General features: G+C 59.6%; 19 protein-coding genes. All 19 read right to left on the bottom strand.

Features of this window, described 5'->3' with window-relative positions:
* Positions 1-5: 5 nt before the first annotated feature.
* Complete coding sequence (locus LOY31_RS05730) at positions 6-1,637, bottom strand: CTP synthase (RefSeq protein ID WP_007954805.1); 1,632 nt, start codon at positions 1,635-1,637, stop codon at positions 6-8.
* A 274-nt stretch (positions 1,638-1,911) separates the two neighbouring features.
* Entirely contained in the window at positions 1,912-3,240 is a 1,329-nt protein-coding gene (gene tilS / locus LOY31_RS05725) for a tRNA lysidine(34) synthetase TilS (RefSeq protein ID WP_258712959.1), read from the bottom strand.
* A gap of 146 nt (positions 3,241-3,386) precedes the next feature.
* On the bottom strand, positions 3,387-4,334 hold the full coding sequence (locus tag LOY31_RS05720) for an acetyl-CoA carboxylase carboxyltransferase subunit alpha (protein WP_007954801.1): 948 nt from the start codon (positions 4,332-4,334) through the stop codon (positions 3,387-3,389).
* A gap of 139 nt (positions 4,335-4,473) precedes the next feature.
* Positions 4,474-7,995 (bottom strand): DNA polymerase III subunit alpha, encoded by a 3,522-nt coding sequence (gene dnaE / locus LOY31_RS05715; protein WP_258712958.1) that lies wholly within the window; start codon positions 7,993-7,995, stop codon positions 4,474-4,476.
* Between the two features lie 76 nt (positions 7,996-8,071).
* Entirely contained in the window at positions 8,072-8,698 is a 627-nt protein-coding gene (gene rnhB, locus LOY31_RS05710; protein ID WP_007954798.1) for a ribonuclease HII, read from the bottom strand.
* Between the two features lie 11 nt (positions 8,699-8,709).
* A complete protein-coding gene (gene lpxB, locus LOY31_RS05705) occupies positions 8,710-9,840 on the bottom strand; it encodes a lipid-A-disaccharide synthase (protein ID WP_011332691.1) in 1,131 nt (376 codons plus the stop codon).
* A 2-nt stretch (positions 9,841-9,842) separates the two neighbouring features.
* Positions 9,843-10,619: an acyl-ACP--UDP-N-acetylglucosamine O-acyltransferase gene (gene lpxA, locus LOY31_RS05700; RefSeq protein WP_007954792.1), complete on the bottom strand. Its 777-nt coding sequence runs from the start codon at positions 10,617-10,619 to the stop codon at positions 9,843-9,845.
* Positions 10,616-11,056: a 3-hydroxyacyl-ACP dehydratase FabZ gene (gene fabZ, locus LOY31_RS05695; RefSeq protein WP_003222142.1), complete on the bottom strand. Its 441-nt coding sequence runs from the start codon at positions 11,054-11,056 to the stop codon at positions 10,616-10,618. Before fabZ ends, lpxA begins: the two co-directional genes overlap by 4 nt.
* A 105-nt stretch (positions 11,057-11,161) precedes the next feature.
* A complete protein-coding gene (lpxD, locus tag LOY31_RS05690) occupies positions 11,162-12,217 on the bottom strand; it encodes a UDP-3-O-(3-hydroxymyristoyl)glucosamine N-acyltransferase (RefSeq protein WP_085605219.1) in 1,056 nt (351 codons plus the stop codon).
* 3 nt (positions 12,218-12,220) lie between these two features.
* On the bottom strand, positions 12,221-12,724 hold the full coding sequence (locus LOY31_RS05685; protein ID WP_003222140.1) for an OmpH family outer membrane protein: 504 nt from the start codon (positions 12,722-12,724) through the stop codon (positions 12,221-12,223).
* A gap of 45 nt (positions 12,725-12,769) precedes the next feature.
* Positions 12,770-15,145: an outer membrane protein assembly factor BamA gene (bamA, locus tag LOY31_RS05680; RefSeq protein ID WP_007954787.1), complete on the bottom strand. Its 2,376-nt coding sequence runs from the start codon at positions 15,143-15,145 to the stop codon at positions 12,770-12,772.
* 74 nt (positions 15,146-15,219) lie between these two features.
* On the bottom strand, positions 15,220-16,572 hold the full coding sequence (gene rseP / locus LOY31_RS05675; RefSeq protein ID WP_258712957.1) for a sigma E protease regulator RseP: 1,353 nt from the start codon (positions 16,570-16,572) through the stop codon (positions 15,220-15,222).
* Positions 16,573-16,625: 53 nt separating this feature from the next.
* Positions 16,626-17,816: a 1-deoxy-D-xylulose-5-phosphate reductoisomerase gene (gene ispC, locus LOY31_RS05670; RefSeq protein ID WP_085605215.1), complete on the bottom strand. Its 1,191-nt coding sequence runs from the start codon at positions 17,814-17,816 to the stop codon at positions 16,626-16,628.
* Complete coding sequence (locus LOY31_RS05665) at positions 17,813-18,619, bottom strand: phosphatidate cytidylyltransferase (RefSeq protein WP_007954781.1); 807 nt, start codon at positions 18,617-18,619, stop codon at positions 17,813-17,815. The genes ispC and LOY31_RS05665 overlap by 4 nt, the downstream gene beginning before the upstream one ends.
* On the bottom strand, positions 18,619-19,374 hold the full coding sequence (gene uppS, locus LOY31_RS05660) for a polyprenyl diphosphate synthase (RefSeq protein ID WP_007954779.1): 756 nt from the start codon (positions 19,372-19,374) through the stop codon (positions 18,619-18,621). The genes LOY31_RS05665 and uppS overlap by 1 nt, the downstream gene beginning before the upstream one ends.
* Before the next feature lie 14 nt (positions 19,375-19,388).
* The gene (frr, locus tag LOY31_RS05655; RefSeq protein WP_007954771.1) at positions 19,389-19,946 is read right to left on the bottom strand and encodes a ribosome recycling factor; all 558 of its coding nucleotides are present in this window, start codon (positions 19,944-19,946) and stop codon (positions 19,389-19,391) included.
* A complete protein-coding gene (gene pyrH, locus LOY31_RS05650; protein WP_003222124.1) occupies positions 19,943-20,686 on the bottom strand; it encodes a UMP kinase in 744 nt (247 codons plus the stop codon). Before pyrH ends, frr begins: the two co-directional genes overlap by 4 nt.
* 211 nt (positions 20,687-20,897) lie before the next feature.
* Positions 20,898-21,761, bottom strand: a complete 864-nt coding sequence (gene tsf / locus LOY31_RS05645) for a translation elongation factor Ts (protein ID WP_011332682.1) — start codon at positions 21,759-21,761, stop codon at positions 20,898-20,900.
* Positions 21,762-21,951: 190 nt separating this feature from the next.
* The gene (gene rpsB / locus LOY31_RS05640) at positions 21,952-22,689 is read right to left on the bottom strand and encodes a 30S ribosomal protein S2 (protein WP_008052780.1); all 738 of its coding nucleotides are present in this window, start codon (positions 22,687-22,689) and stop codon (positions 21,952-21,954) included.
* Between the last annotated feature and the right edge of the window lie 366 nt (positions 22,690-23,055).

Genomic DNA, 23,055 nt, shown 5'->3' with positions numbered 1-23,055 from the left:
CGGGGTTACGCCTTCTTCTGGTGTTGAGCCAATGCCGCTTTGACGAAGCCGCTGAACAGCGGATGGCCATCGCGTGGCGTCGAGGTGAACTCTGGGTGGAACTGGCAAGCGACGAACCATGGATGATCCGGGGCTTCGACCACTTCAACCAGCGCAGCATCGGAAGAGCGACCGGAGATTTTCAGGCCGGCTTCGATGATTTGCGGCAGCAGGTTGTTGTTCACTTCGTAACGGTGACGGTGACGCTCGACAATCACATCCTTGCCGTAGCAGTCGTGCACCTTGGAGCCGGCTTCGAGCAGGCATTCCTGAGCGCCGAGGCGCATGGTGCCGCCCAGATCAGACGCTTCGGTACGGGTTTCGACTGCACCGGTAGCGTCTTCCCACTCGGTGATCAGACCGACAACCGGATGGCCGCTGGCACGATCGAACTCGGTGGAGTTGGCGTCTTTCCAGCCCAGCACGTTACGGGCGAACTCGATGACCGCCACTTGCATGCCCAGGCAGATGCCCAGGTACGGAACCTTGTTTTCGCGAGCGTACTGAACGGCAGTGATCTTGCCTTCCACGCCACGCAGACCGAAGCCGCCCGGTACGAGGATCGCGTCGACACCTTCCAGCAGCGCAGTGCCCTGGTTCTCGATGTCTTCGGAATCGATGTAGCGCAGGTTGACTTTGGTACGGTTGGTGATGCCGGCGTGACTCATCGCTTCGATCAGCGACTTGTAGGCGTCCAGCAGCTCCATGTACTTGCCGACCATCGCGATGGTGACTTCGTGCTCCGGGTTCAGCTTGGCATCAACGACCTTTTCCCACTCGGACAGGTCGGCGCCATTGCATTGCAGGCCGAAACGCTCGACGACGAAATCGTCCAGACCCTGAGCGTGCAGCACGGCCGGGATCTTGTAGATGGTGTCGACGTCTTCCAGGGAGATCACCGCACGCTCTTCAACGTTGGTGAACAGCGCGATCTTGCGACGCGACGACACATCCACCGGATGGTCGGAGCGGCAGATCAGCACGTCTGGCTGCAGACCGATCGAACGCAGTTCCTTCACGGAGTGCTGGGTCGGCTTGGTCTTGGTCTCGCCCGCAGTGGCGATGTACGGAACCAGGGTCAGGTGCATCAGCATCGCGCGCTTGGAACCGACTTCCACACGCAGCTGGCGGATGGCTTCGAGGAACGGTTGCGACTCGATGTCGCCAACGGTACCGCCGATTTCCACCAGGGCCACGTCGGCATCGCCGGCACCCTTGATGATGCGACGCTTGATTTCGTCGGTGATGTGCGGAATCACCTGGATGGTTGCACCCAGGTAGTCACCACGGCGCTCTTTGCGCAGCACGTGCTCGTAGACACGGCCGGTGGTGAAGTTGTTGTTCTGGGTCATGGTCGTGCGGATGAACCGCTCGTAATGGCCCAGGTCCAGGTCGGTCTCGGCGCCGTCGTGGGTGACGAACACTTCACCGTGCTGGAACGGGCTCATGGTGCCCGGGTCGACGTTGATGTACGGATCCAGCTTCAGCATGGTGACCTTAAGCCCCCGCGCCTCCAGGATGGCCGCCAATGAAGCCGATGCAATGCCTTTCCCCAAAGAAGAAACAACACCGCCCGTGACGAATATGTAGCGCGTCATGAAAAACCCTAGAAGTCTGCGTTAAAGCGGTCCGAGCCGCCGGGGAAAGCGAAGGAAGGCCGAAGCCCCCGATCACCTGCATTAATCACAGTGCACCTTTCAAAAAAACCGCCGCGTTGGGACAGACCGGAAGTGAAAACACCGGTACGTTGCTCGCTACACATTTTTTGGAATCGCCCAGCAAAGACTGCTTGGTAATCGGCAACTCCTGCAATTCAGGCGAATCCACAGAAGTTGTATCAAGAAGGGAGCGTAGTCTACCGGAATGCCCCCTTCATCTCAAACCTTGATCTTCGTCCAAAGGCTGCCAATGCAATCGCCAGCCTTCCAGCGCATTGCCGTCGAGCCCCGGCAGGTTCGCCACGGCGAGCAATTCTTCACCGCGAAACAGCAGCGGCAATCTGCCACGCACGAAGCCCGGCACCGCGCGCTCATTGAGCAGGCGCTTGAGATCGCGATGGCCGCGATCCGCCAGATGCATCACCTCGCCGCCCTGCCGGTAGCGGATGTGCAGCGGCCCGGCGGGAGTCTGACCGCTGAACATGACACGTCCGTTATCGGGCAAGCGTAGCGCTGACGACAGGTCATGCCAGTCGCCGCTGACCACCGGTGCGCGTAACCATTGCCCGCTGAGCCACCACAAGCGACCGGCGCTTCGATGCAACTCGCCATCCGCCAGACGCCAGACAGGAGAGGCATCGTTGCCGGCATCACGCAGATCCGCCCAACCCGACCAATGGTCGGTATCCGGCAGTCGGGTCAAAGGTTCAAGCCAGTGACTGAGCGCGTTTCGCTGACGGGCATCAGATAAGCCCGCAATCGCCGCGAACTCCAGTGAGGGCAATCCCGACCACTCGAACTCGCCGGGCAAGTTCGCTGTAGTCAGATCGATTTGCGCCAGCTCATCGAGCAAGCCTTGCGCCTCACGCAAATGCGCCGCACTGCGAGCCATGCTGGCGTGCGCCTGCGGCCAGCGACCGGTCAGCAGCGGCATGACCTGATGGCGCAGATAGTTGCGTGAGAACTGCCGATCCTGATTCGACGGGTCCTCGACCCAACGCAGGCCATGGCTCTGCGCATAGGCTTCCAGCTCCGCACGCGTGACGTCGAGCAACGGCCGCACCAGACTGCCCTGCCCCAGTGCTCGCATAACCGGCATTCCAGACAATCCACGCACGCCGGCGCCACGCAGCAGACGAAACAACAGCGTTTCAGCCTGATCGTCACGGTGCTGACCGGTCAACAGCACATCATTGGACTGAGTCGCTGCACTGAACGCTGCATAACGCGCATCCCGCGCCGCCCGCTCGACACTCGCCCCCGGCTGCACCTGTACACGTACCACTTGCAACGGCACCGCCAGCTCATCGCAAATAGCCTGACAATGCGCCGGCCACGCGTCGGCCGCAGCTTGAAGGCCGTGATGAACATGGATGGCGCTTAGCGCCGGAATGGATCGGGTTTTGGCGAGACTGGCCAGAAGGTGCAGCAGAACGGTGGAATCGAGCCCACCGGAGAAGGCGATGCGCCAATGGGAAGCACCGAGCCAGGGCTTGAGATTGCGCAGAAGCCTGGAAGGCAAATCAATCGAGGGCTGACCCATTTTTCTACCTTTTCACAAACCAAATGTGGGAGCGGGCTTGCTCGCGAAAGCGGTGAAACAGCCAACACAGTCGTTGAATGTTACATCGCATTCGCGGGCAAGCCCGCTCCCACAGTGTTTTGCATCGTTGGCCGAAACGGCTCGACTTAGAGACCGTAGCTCATCAGACGATCGTAACGACGCTTGAGCAGCGCTTCGTTGTCGAACTTCTTCAACATCGCCAGTTGCGAGCTCAGCTCGGCGCGGATCGATGCAGCGGCAGCGGCCGGATCACGGTGGGCGCCGCCCAGAGGCTCGCCGATCACCTTGTCGACGATACCCAGGCCTTTCAGACGCTCGGCGGTGATGCCCATCGCTTCAGCAGCATCCGGCGCCTTCTCTGCGGTTTTCCACAGAATCGAAGCGCAACCTTCCGGCGAAATCACCGCGTAGGTGGAGTACTGCAGCATGTTCAGCTGGTCGCACACGCCAATCGCCAGTGCACCGCCGGAACCACCTTCACCAATCACGGTGGCGATGATCGGGGTTTTCAGGCGAGCCATGACGCGCAGGTTCCAGGCAATCGCCTCGCTCTGGTTGCGCTCTTCAGCGTCGATGCCAGGGTAGGCACCCGGGGTGTCGATGAAGGTCAGGATCGGCATCTTGAAGCGCTCGGCCATTTCCATCAGGCGGCAAGCCTTGCGGTAGCCTTCCGGACGCGGCATGCCGAAGTTGCGGCGTACCTTTTCACGCACTTCACGACCCTTCTGGTGACCGATCACCATCACTGGCTGGTCTTCCAGACGTGCCACGCCGCCCACAATGGCCGCGTCGTCGGAGAAGTGACGGTCACCGTGCAGTTCGTCGAACTCGGTGAAGATGTGGTCGATGTAGTCCAGGGTGTAAGGACGTTTCGGGTGACGCGCCAGACGTGCGATCTGCCAGCTGGTCAGCTTGCCGAAGATGTCTTCGGTCAGCGTCTTGCTCTTGTCCTGCAGGCGGGAGATCTCATCGCCGATATTCAGCGAATTGTCATTACCGACCAAGCGCAACTCTTCGATCTTGGCTTGCAGGTCGGCGATCGGCTGTTCGAAATCTAGAAAATTCGGGTTCATAGGCGTCCGTCTTGGGTCGTGTCCCAAATGAGCTTGGGCCGGCCGGTTGTCTATTCGCGCCCTACCTTAAGGGAGAGGCGCGCTGAGGTCGAGATTAAAAATTCAGGTTGTGGGCAGGCGCTTTGATGGCACCTGCCGGTCAACGGTATTGGAGGAAGACGTTGTCTCGCCCGAACTGGTCACGCAGGGCTTGAATCAAGGCATCCGCCGGGTCGATCCGCCAGGTCTCGCCGAACTGCAGCAAGGTCTTCGCATCGGGGCTGGTGTATTCCATGGTGATCGGGCACGCCCCGCGATGACGCTTGAGCAAATCCCCCAACCAGCGTAGCTGATCGCCTTTCAGGTCCTGGGTCTGCAACTTCAGGCGCAGGCTCTCGGCCAGGTTGGTGCGCGCATCTTCCATGCTCATCACCCGCTTGACCCGCAGGCGCAGGCCGCCGGAGAAGTCATCGTTGCTGACCTCGCCTTCGACCACCACCATCGCATCGGTCTGAAGCAGCGATTGCGCGGAGTGGAACGCATCGGCGAACAGCGACGCCTCGATCCGCCCGGAGCGGTCGTCGAGGGTGATGAAGCCCATCTTGTCGCCCTTTTTGTTCTTCATCACCCGCAGGGCGATGATCATCCCCGCCACGGTCTGGGTGTCCCGGGCCGGTTTCAGGTCGATGATGCGCTGACGGGCGAAACGGCGGATTTCACCTTCGTACTCGTCAATCGGGTGACCGGTCAGGTACAGGCCCAAGGTGTCTTTTTCACCTTTGAGCCGCTCCTTGAGGGTCAGCTCTTTCGCCTTGCGGTGGATTGCATAAACGTCCGCGTCTTCCTCGACGAACAGCCCACCGAACAGGTCGGCGTGACCGCTGTCACGGGTGCGCGCGGTCTGCTCGGCCGACTTGATCGCCTCTTCCATCGCCGCCAGCAGCACGGCGCGGTTGCGGTCGATGTTGGCCTGATAGGCCTTTTGCTCGTCATGGAAGTACGGGCCGAGGCGATCCAGCGCGCCGCTGCGGATCAGACCGTCCAGCGTGCGCTTGTTGATGCGTTTGAGGTCGACCCGGGCGCAGAAGTCGAACAAATCCTTGAACGGACCGGCCTGACGGGCCTCGATGATTGCTTCCACCGGGCCTTCGCCGACGCCTTTGATCGCACCCAGGCCATACACGATGCGGCCTTCGTCGTTCACCGTAAACTTGAACTCCGAAGTGTTCACGTCCGGCGCATCGAGGCGCAGCTTCATCGTGCGCACTTCCTCGATCAAGGTCACGACCTTGTCGGTGTTGTGCATGTCCGCCGACAGTACCGCGGCCATGAATGGCGCCGGGTAGTGAGCCTTCAGCCAGGCAGTCTGGTACGACACCAGGCCGTAGGCGGCGGAGTGGGATTTGTTGAAGCCGTAACCGGCGAATTTCTCTACCAGGTCAAAAATGTTACCGGCCAGATCCGCGTCGATATTGTTCGACGCGCAACCCTCAATGAAACCGCCGCGCTGCTTGGCCATTTCCTCGGGTTTCTTCTTGCCCATCGCCCGACGCAGCATGTCCGCACCACCGAGGGTGTAACCGGCCATGACCTGGGCGATCTGCATCACCTGTTCCTGATACAGGATGATGCCGTAGGTCGGCGCCAGCACCGGCTGCAAACCTTCGTACTGGTAATCCGGGTGCGGATACGCAAGTTCTGCGCGACCGTGCTTACGGTTGATGAAGTCATCCACCATGCCGGACTGCAGCGGGCCCGGACGGAACAGGGCTACCAGTGCGATCAAGTCTTCGAGGCAGTCGGGCTTGAGCTTTTTGATCAGCTCTTTCATGCCACGGGATTCAAGCTGGAACACCGCGGTGGTTTCGGCCTTTTGCAGCAACTGATAAGTCGGTTTGTCATCCAGCGGGATGAACGCGATGTCCAGCGGCGGCTCGTTGACCTTCGCGCGGTCGCGGTTGATGGTTTTCAGCGCCCAGTCGATGATCGTCAGGGTCCGCAGGCCGAGGAAGTCGAACTTCACCAGACCGGCCGCCTCAACGTCGTCCTTGTCGAACTGGGTCACCAGACCGTCGCCGGCCTCGTCGCAATAGATCGGCGAGAAGTCGGTCAGCTTGGTCGGCGCGATGACTACACCACCGGCGTGTTTACCGACGTTACGCACCACGCCTTCGAGCTTGCGCGCCATCTCCCAGATTTCCGCCGCTTCTTCATCGACCTTGATGAAGTCGCGCAGGATTTCTTCCTGCTCGTAGGCTTTTTCCAAAGTCATGCCGACTTCGAACGGAATCATCTTCGACAGGCGATCCGCCAGGCCGAACGACTTGCCCTGGGCCCGAGCCACGTCGCGAACCACAGCCTTCGCCGCCATGGAACCGAAGGTGATGATCTGGCTTACGGCGTTACGGCCGTATTTTTCGGCCACGTAATCGATTACCCGGTCGCGACCGTCCATGCAGAAGTCGACGTCGAAGTCGGGCATCGATACCCGTTCCGGGTTAAGGAAACGTTCGAACAGCAGGTCATATTCCAGCGGGTCGAGGTCGGTGATCTTCTGCACATAGGCCACCAGCGATCCGGCACCCGACCCCCGGCCAGGGCCAACCGGCACACCGTTGTTCTTGGCCCACTGGATAAAGTCCATCACGATCAGGAAGTAACCGGGGAACCCCATCTGGATGATGATATCCAGCTCGAAATTCAGCCGGTCGACGTAGACCTGACGCTTGGCCTCGTAGTCTTCGGTGGTGTCCTTGGGCAGCAGCACGCTGAGGCGATCTTCCAGACCGTCGAACGACACCTTGCGGAAATACTCGTCGATGGTCATGCCATCGGGAATCGGATAGTCGGGCAGGAAGTGCTTGCCCAGCTTCACGTCGATGTTGCAGCGCTTGGCGATCTCGACGGTGTTCTCGATCGCATCCGGCAGGTCGCTGAACAGCTCGGCCATTTCTTCGGCGCTTTTCAGGTACTGCTGATCGCTGTAGTTCTTCGAACGCCGCGGATCGTCGAGGGCCCGGCCCTCACCGATGCAGACGCGGGTTTCGTGAGCGGCGAAGTCTTCCTGCTTGATGAAGCGCACATCGTTGGTGGCGACCAGTGGTGCGCCAAGCTTGTCGGCCAGGGCCACGGCGCCGTGCAGCTGTTCTTCGTCATTCGGACGGTTGGTGCGCTGGACTTCCAGATAGAAACGATCCGGGAACACCGCCATCCATTCGCGCGCCAGGGTTTCGGCCTCGGCAGGGTTGCCGCCGATCATGGCCATACCGATCTCGCCTTCTTTGGCGGCGGACAGCATGATCAGGCCCTCGTTGGCCTCGGCGACCCATTCACGCTCGATGATGATCATGCCGTTGCGCTGACCTTCGATGAAGCCACGGGAAATCAGCTCGGTCAGGTTGCGATAGCCCTGGGCATTCATGACCAGCAGGCTGAGGCGGCTCAACGGACCATCCGGGTCCTTGTTCGACAGCCACAGGTCGGCGCCGCAGATCGGCTTGATCCCCGCGCCCATGGTGTTTTTATAGAATTTGACCAGCGAACACATGTTGTTCTGGTCGGTCACCGCAACGGCCGGCATGCCCATGCCGGTCAGGGCCTTGACCAGCGGCTTGATCCGCACCAGCCCGTCGACCAGGGAGTATTCAGTGTGCAGGCGTAGATGAACGAATGAAGCCGGCATAGTGATCCTGTCCAGTTACATAGAGACAACAAGGCCCGGATTGTACCGGGCCCCGAACAAAACATCAGCCTCGCCGCTAAACCTGCGCGAGACCTTCCAGCGCTTCATAAGCCTGCCGAACCGGGGCAAAGGAACGCCGGTGAATCGGCGTCGGCCCGAGACGCACCAGCGCTTCCAGATGAACGGGCGTCGGGTAGCCTTTGTGGCCGCCGATGCCGTAACCCGGGTAGATCAATTCGAACGCCGCCATCTCGCGGTCGCGGCTGACCTTGGCCAGAATCGAGGCCGCTGCAATGGCCGGGACCTTGCTGTCGCCCTTGACCACCGCTTCGGAACGCATCGGCAGTTTCGGGCAGCGGTTGCCGTCGATCATCGCCAGTTTCGGCTGGATGTGCAGGCCAGCGACGGCGCGCTGCATCGCCAGCATGGTGGCGTGAAGGATGTTCAATTCGTCGATTTCTTCGACTTCGGCGCGGGCGATGCACCAGCTGAGCGCCTTCTCGCAGATTTCGTCGTAGAGCTTTTCGCGCTTGGCTTCGGTGAGTTTCTTCGAGTCGTTGAGACCGAGAATCGGCCGGTTCGGATCGAGGATCACCGCTGCGGTGACGACCGCGCCGCACAACGGGCCGCGCCCGACTTCATCGACACCGGCCACCAGTTCTTCGACTTCGGCGACCAGGGTGAAATCCAGGCCCATCTGCATGCTTGTCTTGCTCATCGTGTTTGCCCGATCAGGTTCAGAACGGCGTCAGCCGCCTGATTGGAAGCGTCCAGGCGCAGAGTGCGATGAATTTCGTCGAAACCGCGGGTCTGTTCTTCGCCACCGTCGATCAACGGCGACAAGGTCTGGGCGAGCGCCTCGACCGTGGCATCATCCTGCAACAATTCCGGGACCAGCAATCGCTGGGCCAACAGGTTCGGCAGGGACACGTACGGGCTCTTGACCATGCGCTTGAGAATCCAGAACGTCAGCGGCGCAAGGCGATAAGCCACGACCATCGGGCGCTTGTACAGCAGCGCTTCCAGGGTCGCCGTACCCGACGCGATCAGGACCGCATTGCACGCCGCCAGGGCCAGATGGGATTTGCCATCGAGCAGAGTCACCGGCAGGTCGCGGCCGGCCAGCAGCTCTTCGAGCTGGGCACGGCGCTCGGGGTTGGCGCACGGTATGACGAAACGCACGCCCGGGCGCATGGCCCGCAGGCGTTGGGCGGTATCAAGGAACAGCGCACCCAGACGACTGACTTCGCCGCCCCGGCTGCCGGGCATCAAAGCCACCAGCGGGCCGTCCGGCAGACCGAGTTCGGCCCGCGCAGCGGCGCGATCGGCCTCCAGTGGAATGGTGTCGGCCAGCGTGTGGCCGACGAACCGCACCGGTACGCCCTTCTCTTCGTAGAATCTGGCTTCGAACGGCAACAGCGTGAGCATCAGGTCGCAGCCTTCGCGGATCTTCAGCACCCGCTTCTGCCGCCATGCCCACACCGAAGGGCTGACGTAGTGCACGGTCTTGATCCCGGCCTGACGCAGCTTGAGTTCGATATTGAGGTTGAAATCCGGCGCATCGATGCCGATGAAGACATCCGGCTTTTCAGCGATAAGCGTGGCGATCAGGTCCTTGCGGCGCTTGAGCAATTCACGCAACCGACCGAGAACTTCCACCAGCCCCATGACCGACAGACGCTCCATCGGAAAATAGGAGGTCAGGCCTTCGGCCTGCATCAGCGGGCCGCCGACACCAATGAACTCCACCGCAGGATGCTGTGCCTTGAGGGCACGCATCAGACCGGCGCCCAGAATGTCACCGGAAGCCTCCCCCGCCACCAGCGCAATACGCAGATTGGCCATGGTCAGCGGGTGATGCCGCGGGTCGACGACTGGATGGAGTCACGGAACATCGCGACTTCCGGGAACTGTGCAGACGGCTCGGCCAGTTCGGCCAGCGCCTGTTCGACGGTGAGGCCCTGGCGATACACCGTTTTGTACGCACGGCGCAGGGCGTGAATGGCGTCTTCGCTGAAACCGCGACGGCGCATGCCCTCGAAGTTCATGCTGCGCGCTTCGGCCGGGTTGCCGAATACGGTGACGAACGCCGGAACGTCCTTGCCGATCGCCGTGCCCATGCCGGAAAAGCTGTGGGCGCCAATGTGGCAATACTGATGCACCAGGGTGAAACCGGACAGGATCGCCCAGTCATCAACGTGCACATGGCCGGCCAACGCAGTGTTGTTGACCAGGATGCAGTGGTTGCCGATGACGCTGTCATGTCCGATGTGGGCATAGGCCATGATCAGGTTGTGATCACCCAGGGTCGTTTCGGAACGATCCTGAACGGTGCCACGGTGAATCGTCACGCCTTCGCGGATGACGTTGTGGTCACCGATCACCAGGCGGGTTTCTTCGCCCTTGTATTTCAGGTCCGGCGTATCTTCGCCTACCGAGGAAAACTGGTAGATGCGGTTGTGCTTGCCGATACGGGTCGGACCTTTGAGGATCACGTGTGGCCCGATGACCGTACCCTCGCCGATTTCCACACCTGCACCGATGATCGACCACGGGCCGACCTCGACGCCATCAGCCAGGACGGCCGACGGATCGATGATTGCGCGAGGGTCAATCAAACTCATAGCTTGCGTTCCGCACAGATGATTTCAGCCGAGCAGACCGGTTTGCCATCGACCGAAGCCTGGCATTCGAACTTCCAGATCTGACGCTTGCAGCTGATGAACTTGGCTTCGAGGATCAACTGATCACCCGGCAGCACCGGCTGGCGGAAGCGCAGCTTGTCGGAGCCGACGAAGTAGTAAAGCGTGCCGTCGGCCGGTTTCACGTCAAGCATCTTGAAACCGAGGATCCCGGCAGCCTGAGCCATGGCTTCGATGATCAGCACGCCCGGCATGATCGGATGCGCAGGGAAGTGACCATTGAAGAACGGTTCGTTGATGCTGACATTCTTGTAGGCGCGAATGCGCTTGCCTTCAGTATCCAGCTCCACTACCCGGTCCACCAGCAGGAACGGGTAACGGTGAGGCAGGTATTCGCGAATCTCGTTGATGTCCATCATTTCGGGGGAAGCCTATGTAAAGATTGGGAGCGCGACTGACGCGCACTCCTCTAGCAAATCAAGGAGGCAGTCCAGAGGCTGTGCACACTTGATATGGAAATGGTATCAGCCTTCAGATGAAGCATTACCGTCGGGGGTCACTTCCCCGGACCGCTTTTCCAGCTGTTTCAAACGTCGCGCGATGTCATCGAGCTGACGAATACGGGCCGCGCTTTTGCGCCATTCGGCCGCAGGTTGCATGGCTGTGCCGGAAGAATAGGCACCCGGCTCGGTAATCGAGTGGGTCACCATGGTCATCCCGGTCAGGAATACGTTGTCGCAAATATCGATGTGCCCGACCAGGCCAACACCCCCGGCGAGCATGCAGTGCTTGCCAATCTTGGTGCTGCCGGAAATCCCCACGCACGCTGCCATGGCGGTATGGTCACCGACCTGCACGTTGTGGGCGATCTGAATCTGGTTGTCGAGCTTCACGCCGTTACCGATCACGGTATCGGCCAACGCACCGCGGTCGATGGCGGTATTCACGCCAATCTCCACATCGTCGCCGATGGTCACGCCACCGATCTGGGCAATTTTCTGCCAGATGCCCTTCTCGTTGGCAAAGCCGAAGCCTTCACCGCCGAGCACGGCCCCGGACTGGATCACCACACGCTTGCCGATCCGCACATCGTGATACAGCGTGACCCGCGGGGCCAGCCAGCCGCCCTCGCCAATTTCACTGCGCTCACCGACGACGCAATGCGCGCCAAGTGTCACGCCTGCACCGATTCGGGCACCGGCTTCGATCACCACGAAGGGACCAACACTGGCACTCGGATCGACCACGGCATCCTCGGCGATCACCGCCGTCGGATGAACGCCGGCAGTTGCCTTGGGCTTCGGATCGAACAGATGGGAAATGCGTGCGTAAGCCAGGTAAGGATCCGGCACCACCAGCGCATCACCGGCATAACCTTCCGCGTCGGCAGCCTTGAGCAACAGGGCTGCAGCTTGCGAGCCTGCCAGGTATTTACGGTATTGGGGGTTTGCCAGAAAGCTCAACTGAGCTGGGCCAGCCTCCTGCAAGGTGGCTAGCCCAGTAATTTGCTTCTCGGGGTCGCCACTCAGGGTGGCGCCGAGGAACTCGGCCAACTGGCCGAGCTTGATGGTCACGGTCATGGGTTACTTCAGCTGATTCATGCGCTCGATAACCTGGCGCGTGATGTCGTACTGAGGTTTGACATCGATCACTGCGCCACGCTCGAACACCAGGTCAAAACCACCTTTCTTGATGACTTCTTCCACTGCGCTATCCAGTTTCGGCTTCAGTTGCTTCAGCATTTCGCGGTCGGCAACAGCCTTGGCTTCGTTCAGCTCCTTGGACTGGAACTGGAAGTCACGAGCCTTTTGCTTGAACTCAAGCTCCAGACGCTCGCGCTCGCCTTGCTGCATCTTGTCGCCACCGGCCATCAGACGATCCTGAATGCCCTTGGCGCTGCTTTCCAGGGTCTTGAGTTTGGTCAGTTGCGGGCCGAACTTCTTCTCGGCATCCACGGCGTACTTCTTGGCCGCGTCGGATTCCAGCAGAGCCATCTGATAGTTCAGAACGGCGATTTTCATGTCGGCAAATGCCGGGCCTGCCACCAGTACGGAGGCCAGGAGAACCAATTGAGTCAACTTACGCACGATGCACTCCTACAAAATCCATTGTCGTTATCTTGGGTCAGACGCTTAGAACGTCTGGCCGAGGGAGAATTGGAACACTTGAGTTTCAGCGTCATCCGGTTTCTTGATCGGCATCGCCAGTGCAAAACTCAGCGGGCCCAGTGCGGTAACCCAGGTCACGCCGACACCGACGGAGCTGGCCATGTTGCTGAGGCTGATGTCGTTGCACTGAGTGTTCGATTTAGTACCGTTGGCGTTCGTAGTATCGGAACACTTGGAGTCGAATACGTTACCGACATCCCAGAATACCGAAGTACGCAGGGAACGCTGATCCTTGACGAACGGCAGCGGGAACAGAACCTCGACACCGCCCTGGATCAGGACGTTACCGCCGAACGGCAGCGGATCCTGGTCCGGGTCAGCCAATGTGCCCGGGTTGGTGCCTCGGCTCGGCGTACTGCGCGGGCCCAGGGTGCTGTCCTTGAAGCCACGAACCGAGTTGAAACCACCAGCATAGTAGTTTTCATAGAACGGCAAGCCGTCGGTCGAACCGTAACCGTCGCCATAACCCAGTTCGGTGTGCAGGCGCAGGGTGTAGTTTTCGCTGATCGGCTGGAACAGCTGACCACGGTAATCAAGTTTGTAGAACGACAGATCACTGCCTGGAACGGTGGTTTCCAGCGTCAGGCTCTGGGAGCGACCACGGGTCGGCAATACACCCTTGTTCAAGGTGGACTCGGACCAGCCGGCCGAGGCCTTGAAGTTCAGGTACTTGTCGCCTTCTTTGTTAACGAAGTCGAAAATCTCGTCAACGGTGTAGGTACCGGTCTTGATCTCATCCTGTTGAACGGACAGGCCGAAGGTCAGACGCGAAGTCTCGCTGATCGGGTAGCCCACATTCACGCCGGCGCCCAGGCTGTCTACCGCATAGCTCGCTACGTCGACGTCGAGGTCTTTGTAGTCGGTGGTGCGGTAGAAGGCGTTGTAACCCAGGCTCACGCCATCGGCGGTCCAGTAGGGGTCAACGTAACCGAAGTTGTAGCGGCTCTGGTATTCGCTGCGGGTCAGGCCGACGCTGACGCGGTTACCGGTACCGAGGAAGTTGTTCTGGGTGATCGAACCACCGAGGATCAGACCGGCACTCTGGGCGAAACCGACGCTGGCGGTGATCGAACCGGAAGCCTGCTCTTCAACGCTGTAGTTCACGTCAACCTGGTCATCGACACCTGGCACGGCCGGAGTCTCGACGTTGACTTCCTTGAAGAAGCCCAGACGCTCCAGACGGGTCTTGGACTGGTCGATCAGGTAGGTCGAAGCCCAGCCACCTTCCATCTGACGCATTTCACGACGCAGCACTTCGTCCTCGGACTTGGTGTTGCCACGGAAGTTGATGCGGTTGACGTAGGCACGCTTGCCCGGATCGACAGCAAACAGGATATCGACGGTGTGATCTTCGTCGTGCGGTTGTGGCACGCCGTTGACGTTGGCGAAGGTGTAACCCTCGTTACCCAGACGACGGGTGATCAGCTCGGAGGTGGTGGTCATCAGCTTGCGCGAGAACACCTGGCCTTTCTGCACCAGCAACAGGGACTTGACCTGATCTTCAGGAACCTTCAGGTCACCGCTGAGCTTGACGTCACGAACGGTGTACTTCTCGCCTTCGTTGACGTTGACGGTGATGTAGACGTGCTTCTTGTCCGGGGTGATGGACACCTGGGTCGAAGCGATATCCATGTTGATATAGCCGCGGTCCAGGTAGTAGGAACGCAGACGCTCCAGGTCACCGGACAGTTTTTCACGGGCGTACTTGTCGTCGTTCTTGAAGAACGACAGCCAGTTGGTGGTTTTCAGTTCGAACAGGTCGGTCAGGTCTTCCTCGGGGAAAACCGTGTTGCCAACCACGTTGATGTGCTGAATGGCAGCGACGGTGCCTTCGTTGATCTTCACTTTCAGGCCGACACGGTTGCGCGGCTGCGAGACCACTTCGGTATCGACGGTAGCCGAGTAACGACCTTGTGCAACGTATTGACGTTGCAGCTCGTTACGCACGCCCTCGAGGGTCGCGCGCTGGAAGATCTCGCCTTCGGCCAGACCGGATTGCTTGAGGCCTTTCATCAGGTCTTCGGTGGAGATCGCCTTGTTGCCTTCGATCTCGATGCTCGCGACCGATGGACGTTCGACGACCGTGATCACCAGAACGTTGCCTTCGCGGCCCAGCTGGATATCTTGAAAGAAACCGGTTTTGAACAACGCACGAGTGGATTCCACCAGGCGACGATCATCCGCCTGCTCGCCGACGTTCAACGGCAAGGCACCAAAGACGCTACCCGCGGAGACCCGCTGGAGGCCATTGACGCGAATATCAGAGATAGTGAAGGACTCGGCGTGAACTTCGGCGATCATCAATACGGTGAGAACCGCAGTTAGCAGCAGACGTTTCATGAAGTCCTTTCTTATTCCAACTGGCAATAAACAAACTGCCGCAAAATGCGGCAGATTCGCAATTCAGCGAAGCGTTACAGTCGACCCAGATCGTTGACCAGAGCAAGCAACATCACCCCGACCACCAAACTGATACCGATCTGTATCCCCCAACCTTGCACCCGATCCGACAAGGGACGACCACGCGCCCACTCGATCAGATAAAACAACAAATGCCCCCCATCCAGTACAGGAATGGGCAGCAAATTCAGAACCCCCAGGCTAATACTCAGATAAGCAAGGAAATTCAGGAAATCAGCGACGCCCGACTGGGCAGAAGCGCCCGCCACTTTAGCAATGGTTATCGGTCCACTCAAGTTTTTTACCGAGAGCTCGCCGAAGAGCATTTTCTTCAGTGAATCCAGCGTCAGGACGCTCATGGTCCAGGTGCGACGGGCACCCTCGCCAATTGCCGCCAAAGGCCCGTAACTGACCTCGCGGGTCATTTCCGGCGGCCAGTCGACAGCCTTAACACCCGCCCCCAGATAACCGCTTGGAGACTTTTTATCGCCACGCGCGGCCAGTGTCACAGGGACGTCGATTTGAACACCGTCGCGCTCGACGCGCAGCACGATTTTGGTATCAGGACGCGTACGAACGGTGTCGACTACTTGCTGCCAGTCATCCAGCGCCTTGCCATCCAGCGTCAGCAGACGATCGCCGGTTTTCAGCCCGGCTGCCTGGGCCGGACCTTTCGGGTCGAGCTCGGCCAGCACCGGCGGCAATGCCGGGCGCCAAGGGCGAATGCCGAGAGAGCGAATCGGATCCGGCTCGTCAGCCCCCTTGAGCCATTTATCGAGTGCCAGTTCACGAGGCGTATCCGCCGTAGAGCCCTGCTCGCGCACCAGTACCTGCAAGGAACCGCTTTCCCCGAGACGTCGCACCAGTTGCAGGTTGACCGCAGCCCAGCCCGAGGTCGGCTCACCATCGATCGCGACGATCTCCTGGCCGGCGCTCAGTCCGGCCGTTGCGGCGATGCTGCCGGACTCCACCGAACCGATGACCGGGCGAATCTGCTCGCTGCCGAGCATGGCCAGCACCCAGAAGAACACCAGCGCGAGCAGAAAGTTGGCCACAGGGCCGGCCGCTACAATGGCGATACGCTGACGAACAGACTTGCGATTGAATGACTGATGGAGCTGATCGGCCGGTACTTCGCCTTCGCGCTCATCGAGCATCTTGACGTAACCACCCAGCGGAATGGCCGCGACCACGAACTCGGTACCCTGCTTGTCATGCCAGCGCAGCAGCGGCATGCCGAAGCCCACGGAGAAACGCAAAACCTTGACGCCACAGCGACGCGCGACCCAGAAATGGCCGAATTCGTGAAAGGTGACCAGCACACCCAGAGCGATCAGGGTGCCGGCAATCATATAGAGCGCGCTCATCTACTTTCTCCGCAATCCTGTCCAGTGCCGCGTGAAGCCATGTGTTGCAAGACCTATCGGCCGTGACGACTCAACCACTGTCCGGCCAATGTCCGGGCAGTCGCGTCAGCGGTGAACACCGCATCGAGATTGTCCAGGGCCACCACAGGCTCGAGGTTCAAGACTTCCTCGATGATACTCGCGATTTCCAGGTAGCGAACCCGTCCGTCGAGAAACGCGGCAACCGCCACTTCATTCGCCGCATTGAGCATGGCCGGGGCGCTATTTCCCGCCTCAGCCGCCTGGCGCGCCAGACGCAGACACGGAAAGCGCTCTTCGTCGGGGGCTTCGAAATCCAGGCGCGCAACAGCGAACAGATCCAGCGGCGCCACGCCCGAATCGATGCGCTCAGGCCAGGCCAGAGCATTGGCAATCGGCGTACGCATGTCGGGATTGCCCAACTGCGCCAGCACCGAGCCGTCCACGTAATCGACCAGCGAATGAATCACGCTTTGTGGATGGATCACCACTTCGACTTGCGAAGGCTTGGCATCGAACAACCAGCAGGCCTCGATCAACTCGAGCCCCTTGTTCATCATGCTGGCCGAATCGACCGAGATCTTGCGGCCCATCGACCAGTTCGGGTGTGCACACGCCTGGTCAGGTGAAACATGCGCCAGTTCGGCCATCGGCGTCTGCCGGAAAGGGCCGCCAGAGGCTGTCAGCAAAATCCGGCGGACCCCAACCTTGCTCAACCCGCGAGCAAAGTCCTGCGGCATGCACTGGAAAATCGCGTTGTGCTCACTGTCGATCGGCAGCAGGACCGAACCACTCTTGCGCACGGCCTGCATGAACAAGGCGCCGGACATGACCAGCGCTTCCTTGTTGGCCAGAAGAATCTTCTTGCCCGCCTCGACAGCCGCGAGGGTCGGACGCAGACCGGCGGCGCCGACGATGGCGGCCATGACAGCATCCACCTCGGGCGCAGCAGCGACCTGACACAAGCCTTCCTCGCCAACCAGCACCTGCGTCGACAGGCCTGCCGCACGCAAATCGTCCTGCAGATTGCGGGCAGCGCCGGCTTCCGGCACTACCGCAAATTTCGGGAGATGGCGAACACACAGGGCAAACAGTTCGCTCAGACGGGTAAAACCGCTCAGGGCGAAAGCCTGATAACGCTCCGGATGCCGGGCGATGACATCCAGGGTGCTCAGACCGATCGAACCGGTCGCCCCCAGGACGGTAATCTGTTGTGGGCGACTCACGACGCCGCCATCCACAACAGCACCGCAAAGACCGGAATCGCCGCCGTCAGGCTGTCGATGCGATCCAGCACGCCACCGTGGCCGGGCAGCAGATTACTGCTGTCCTTGATGCCGGACTGACGCTTGAACATGCTTTCGGTCAGATCGCCCACCACCGAGATGAAGACAATCACCGCAGCGCCGATCAATCCTTTGAAAAGTTGCGCCACCGTCCAGTCACGGAACAGCGCGACCAGGGTGGTGATGACCAGACTCAGCGCCAGACCGCCATACACGCCTTCCCAGCTTTTGCCGGGACTGACTTGCGGCGCCAGCTTGCGCTTGCCGAACGCGCGGCCGGAGAAATACGCCCCGATATCAGCACCCCAGACCAGCACCATCACGGCCATGATCAGCCAGTTGCCGAGCGGGTATTGCTTGATCTGCACCAGCCCTTGCCAGGCGGGCAACAGAATCAGCAAACCGATCACCAGCTTGCTGGCGGCACTGGACCAACGCTCGCTGGAACGCGGGTACGTCAACACCAGCCACGTCGCCAGTGCCCACCAGATCACCGAAGCGCCCAGCACCCAAGGCGCCAGCCCCGGCAGGATGTACATGACGAACAGCATCAGCGCGACCACTGCCGCGTAGCCGACACGAAATGCCTGCGCGGTGAAGCCAGCCAGACGCGCCCATTCCCAGGCCCCCAGACTCACGACCAGCCCGATGAACAGGGCAAAACCTGAGCCTTCGAGCAGGAAAAAACCGCCCAGGGCGATCGGCAGCAGAATCAGTGCAGTGATGATGCGTTGTTTAAGCATTAAACCCGGGCTCCAGCTTCAACCTGCTCACTCGTTTTACCGAAGCGACGCTGGCGCAAAGCGAAATCGGCCAGCGCATTGCGCATGGCTTCGTGTTTGAAGTCCGGCCAGAACAGGTCGGAGAAGTACAACTCGGCGTAAGCCAGCTGCCACAAAAGGAAATTGCTGATGCGGTGCTCGCCACCGGTGCGGATGCACAAGTCGGGCAACGGCAGATCACCGGTGACCAGACAGGTCTGCAGCAGATCCGGCGTGATGTCTTCCGGCCGCAGATGACCGGCCTGAACCTCGCGCGCCAGACGCTGCGCCGCTTGCGCAATGTCCCACTGACCACCGTAGTTGGCGGCGATCTGCAGGATGAAACGGTTGGCACCGGCGGTCATCGCTTCGGCTTCACGCATGGCTGCCTGAAGCTCCGGATGGAACCGCGTACGGTCACCGATGATGCGCAGACTGATGTTGTTGTCGTTCAGGCGCTTGGCCTCGCGACGCAACGCCTTGAAGAACAGATCCATCAAGGCGCTGACCTCATCGGCCGGGCGCTGCCAGTTTTCACTGGAAAAAGCGAACAGGGTGAGCACCTCGACCTTGGCCTCGGCACACACCTCAATCACCGCCCGTACAGCATCCACGCCCGCTTTATGCCCGGCGACACCCGGCATGAAGCGTTTTTTCGCCCAGCGATTATTGCCATCCATGATGATCGCGACATGGCGCGGCACCGCGGACGGCGCAGTCTGCTTGGTCTTGTCCATTTAAAACTCGACCCTTATACGGCCATCAGGTCTTTTTCTTTCTCGTCCGTGGCCTTGGTGATCTGGGCCTCGGATTCTTTGGTCAGCTTATCGATATCAGCGATGGCACGACGCTCTTCGTCTTCGCTGATTTCCTTGTCCTTGACCAGTTTCTTCAGCTCGCCCAAGGCATCACGACGAATATTGCGCACGGCAACACGCGCGTCTTCAGCAGCGCTACGCGCCTGCTTGGTGAAGCCTTTACGCGTTTCCTCGGTGAGGGCCGGCATAGGGATCAACAGCAACTCACCCAGGTTGGTCGGGTTGAGGTTCAGACCGGCGCTCTGGATTGCCTTGTCGACGGCAGCGAGCATGTTGCGCTCGAACGCCACGACCTGCAGGGTGCGCGAGTCTTTCACGGTGACGTTGGCAACGCCGCTCAGCGGGGTGTCGGTGCCGTAGTAAGGCACCATGACACTGCCGAGGATGCTCGGGTGAGCCTTGCCGGTACGAATCTGGCCGAACGCGTGGTTCAGAGACTCCAGGGATTTCTGCATACGCGCTTGGGCGTCTTTCTTGATTTCGTTGATCATTGTTGGCCTTCCTCGATCAAAGTCCCTTCTGCGCCGCCGTGCACAATGTTCAGCAGGGCACCGGGCTTGTTCATGTTAAATACGCGCAGCGGCATCTTGTGATCGCGGCACAGGCAGATAGCCGTCAGATCCATTACACCCAGCTTGCGATCCAGTACTTCATCGTATGTCAGATGATCGAACTTCTCGGCATGCGGGTCTTTGAACGGGTCAGCGGTGTAGACGCCATCGACCTTGGTCGCCTTGAGCACGACATCAGCGTCGATTTCAATGGCGCGCAGGCAGGCTGCCGAATCCGTGGTAAAGAACGGATTGCCGGTACCGGCCGCGAAGATCACCACGTCCTTGGAGTTCAGGTGGCGCATGGCCTTGCGACGGTCATAGTGATCGGTCACACCGACCATGGAGATGGCCGACATCACGATGGCCGAGATATTGGCACGTTCCAGCGCGTCGCGCATGGCCAGGGCGTTCATCACAGTGGCCAGCATGCCCATGTGGTCGCCCGTGACCCGATCCATACCGGCCTTGCTCAGCGCTTCACCGCGGAACAGGTTGCCACCACCGATCACCAGACCGACCTGGACGCCGATGCCGACCAGCTGGCCGACTTCCAGCGCCATGCGATCCAGCACCTTCGGATCGATCCCGAACTCTTCCGAGCCCATCAGGGCCTCGCCGCTAAGCTTGAGTAGAATGCGTTTATAGCGAGCCTGATAACCACTGCCCTGCTGAGCCATTGCGAATCTCTCCTGCGGCGTATTTTAAAAATTCTTTGCGAGCTGTTTACAGCTGGCGTTCACTCTAGCTTGGCGCTGCTTCAGCGCCATCGGAACATGGCTTTGTAAGTCAGTTCCAAGGGGAAACCAATTAAAAATTGGTAACCCTATCTGAAAAGAGGCTGCGCGCGTGAGCGGGCAGCCTCTTTCGGGCGACAGTTGAAAAACCGTCTTATTGCTTGGCGGCAGCCAGCTGAGCAGCAACTTCTTCAGCGAAGTTGTCGACCGGCTTCTCGATGCCTTCGCCTACTTTGAAGTAGGTGAAGGAAACGATTTCAGCGCCGCCTTTCTTGGCCAGCTCGCCAACCTTGATTTCAGGGTTCTTGACGAACGCCTGCTCAACCAGGCTTGCTTCTGCCAGGAACTTGCTGATACGGCCTTTGACCATGTTCTCAACAATGTTTTCTGGCTTGCCTTTGATTTTTTCTTCGTTCAGCTGCAGGAACACAGCTTTTTCACGCTCGATCGCTTCATCGGAGACTTGCGAAGGCAGCAGGAACTCAGGGTTGCTTGCAGCAACGTGCATTGCGATGTCTTTGGCCAGCTCGACGTCGCCGCCTTTCAGGACAACAGCAACACCGATTTTGTTGCCGTGCAGGTAGGTGCCGACTACGTCGCCTTCTACGCGCACCAGGCGACGGATGTTGACGTTCTCGCCTACTTTGGCAACCAGTGCTTCGCGAGCGGCCTCTTGAGCAGCGATCAGCGGAGCTGCGTCGGTCAGCTTGTCAGCGAATGCTTTGTCAACGCTGGCAGCAACGAAGTTTTTGAAGTCGTCCTGCAGAGCCAGGAAGTCGGTCTGCGAGTTGACTTCGATCAGAACGGCAGCCTTGCCGTCGTCCTTGATGGCGATAGCGCCTTCAGCGGCAACGTTGCCAGCTTTCTTGGCAGCCTTGATCGCGCCCGAAGCACGCATGTCATCAATGGCTTTTTCGATGTCGCCGCCAGCCTTTTCCAGGGCTTTCTTGCAATCCATCATGCCTTCGCCGGTACGCTCGCGCAGTTCTTTGACCAACGCTGCAGTAATTGCTGCCATTTTCAAATTCCTCTTGGATAGGTTTTCAACCATTCCACCCGATCGAACGGGCGTTCAATTCTTCCCGAGCCACCTTGTAGCCGCTGCACGTTACAGATGCTGTAGCTGCGCTGCCGACAAATGGTTTTCGAGGTGGCAAAAAGGGGGCCAAGCCCCCTTTTTGCTTACTGAGTCAACGCCAGGGCGTCAATTACTCAGCTGCAGCCTGAGTTTCTTCAGCTGCGAATTCTACAGTACCGCCAGCAACGTTGTTGCGACCGCGGATGACTGCGTCAGCCATCGAACCCATGTACAGCTGGATAGCGCGGATTGCGTCATCGTTGCCTGGGATGATGTAGTCAACGCCTTCCGGGCTGCTGTTGGTATCGACAACGCCGATGACCGGGATGCCCAGCTTGTTGGCTTCGGTGATCGCGATGCGCTCGTGGTCAACGTCGATCACGAACAGTGCGTCTGGCAGACCGCCCATGTCCTTGATGCCGCCCAGGGAGCGATCCAGCTTCTCAAGATCGCGAGTGCGCATCAGCGCTTCTTTCTTGGTCAGCTTGGCGAAAGTACCGTCTTCGGCTTGTACTTCAAGGTCACGCAGACGCTTGATGGAAGCACGAATGGTCTTGAAGTTGGTCAGCATGCCGCCCAACCAGCGGTGATCGACGTACGGCGAACCGCAACGTGCTGCTTCTTCAGCAACGATCTTGCCAGCGGAACGCTTGGTGCCGACGAACAGAATCTTGTTTTTGCCCTGGGCCAGACGCTCTACGAAAGTCAGAGCTTCGTTGAACATTGGCAGGGTTTTTTCAAGGTTGATGATGTGAATCTTGTTACGCGCGCCGAAAATGTATTTACCCATTTTCGGATTCCAGTAACGGGTTTGGTGACCGAAGTGCACACCGGCCTTCAGCATATCGCGCATGTTGACTTGGGACATGATAGTTCCTTGATAAGTCGGGTTGGGCCTCCACGTATCCCAATGACCAACCATTGATCCGAGGATCAACGGCACCCAGGCCATCGTGTCGACACGTGTGTGGGTTAATGCTCTCGGGGCTATCCCCGGAAAGCGGCGCATTTTATACCACAGGGACGACGCAAACGGAACCCGGAATCTGCAATCGCGTCAGGGACATGCGCGCCAGCCCCTTGGAATCGGGACAATGCACCGCATTGTATAGAGAGAAGCGATGCACGCAGGCGCGGATTTGCGCCTTTGGTCTGTTAGAATCGCGTTTTTCGGGGCCGCCATATCAACAGCCGCGCCCCTGTTCGTATCAGCAAAGCGCCGCCGAGCGCAGAG

The organism is Pseudomonas sp. B21-021, from assembly GCF_024749205.1.
Classification (GTDB): domain Bacteria; phylum Pseudomonadota; class Gammaproteobacteria; order Pseudomonadales; family Pseudomonadaceae; genus Aquipseudomonas; species Aquipseudomonas paraglycinae.
This window is presented reverse-complemented; position numbering and strand designations above follow the sequence as displayed.

What these genes read in the sequence shown, in the direction of transcription:
- LOY31_RS05730 (WP_007954805.1), bottom strand. Translation starts at nt 1,637, where the DNA reads ATGACGCGCTACATATTCGTCACGGGCGGTGTTGTTTCTTCTTTGGGG.
- tilS (WP_258712959.1), bottom strand. Translation starts at nt 3,240, where the DNA reads ATGGGTCAGCCCTCGATTGATTTGCCTTCCAGGCTTCTGCGCAATCTC.
- LOY31_RS05720 (WP_007954801.1), bottom strand. Translation starts at nt 4,334, where the DNA reads ATGAACCCGAATTTTCTAGATTTCGAACAGCCGATCGCCGACCTGCAA.
- dnaE (WP_258712958.1), bottom strand. Translation starts at nt 7,995, where the DNA reads ATGCCGGCTTCATTCGTTCATCTACGCCTGCACACTGAATACTCCCTG.
- rnhB (WP_007954798.1), bottom strand. Translation starts at nt 8,698, where the DNA reads ATGCAGATGGGCCTGGATTTCACCCTGGTCGCCGAAGTCGAAGAACTG.
- lpxB (WP_011332691.1), bottom strand. Translation starts at nt 9,840, where the DNA reads ATGGCCAATCTGCGTATTGCGCTGGTGGCGGGGGAGGCTTCCGGTGAC.
- lpxA (WP_007954792.1), bottom strand. Translation starts at nt 10,619, where the DNA reads ATGAGTTTGATTGACCCTCGCGCAATCATCGATCCGTCGGCCGTCCTG.
- fabZ (WP_003222142.1), bottom strand. Translation starts at nt 11,056, where the DNA reads ATGATGGACATCAACGAGATTCGCGAATACCTGCCTCACCGTTACCCG.
- lpxD (WP_085605219.1), bottom strand. Translation starts at nt 12,217, where the DNA reads ATGACCGTGACCATCAAGCTCGGCCAGTTGGCCGAGTTCCTCGGCGCC.
- bamA (WP_007954787.1), bottom strand. Translation starts at nt 15,145, where the DNA reads ATGAAACGTCTGCTGCTAACTGCGGTTCTCACCGTATTGATGATCGCC.
- rseP (WP_258712957.1), bottom strand. Translation starts at nt 16,572, where the DNA reads ATGAGCGCGCTCTATATGATTGCCGGCACCCTGATCGCTCTGGGTGTG.
- LOY31_RS05665 (WP_007954781.1), bottom strand. Translation starts at nt 18,619, where the DNA reads ATGCTTAAACAACGCATCATCACTGCACTGATTCTGCTGCCGATCGCC.
- uppS (WP_007954779.1), bottom strand. Translation starts at nt 19,374, where the DNA reads ATGGACAAGACCAAGCAGACTGCGCCGTCCGCGGTGCCGCGCCATGTC.
- frr (WP_007954771.1), bottom strand. Translation starts at nt 19,946, where the DNA reads ATGATCAACGAAATCAAGAAAGACGCCCAAGCGCGTATGCAGAAATCC.
- pyrH (WP_003222124.1), bottom strand. Translation starts at nt 20,686, where the DNA reads ATGGCTCAGCAGGGCAGTGGTTATCAGGCTCGCTATAAACGCATTCTA.
- tsf (WP_011332682.1), bottom strand. Translation starts at nt 21,761, where the DNA reads ATGGCAGCAATTACTGCAGCGTTGGTCAAAGAACTGCGCGAGCGTACC.
- rpsB (WP_008052780.1), bottom strand. Translation starts at nt 22,689, where the DNA reads ATGTCCCAAGTCAACATGCGCGATATGCTGAAGGCCGGTGTGCACTTC.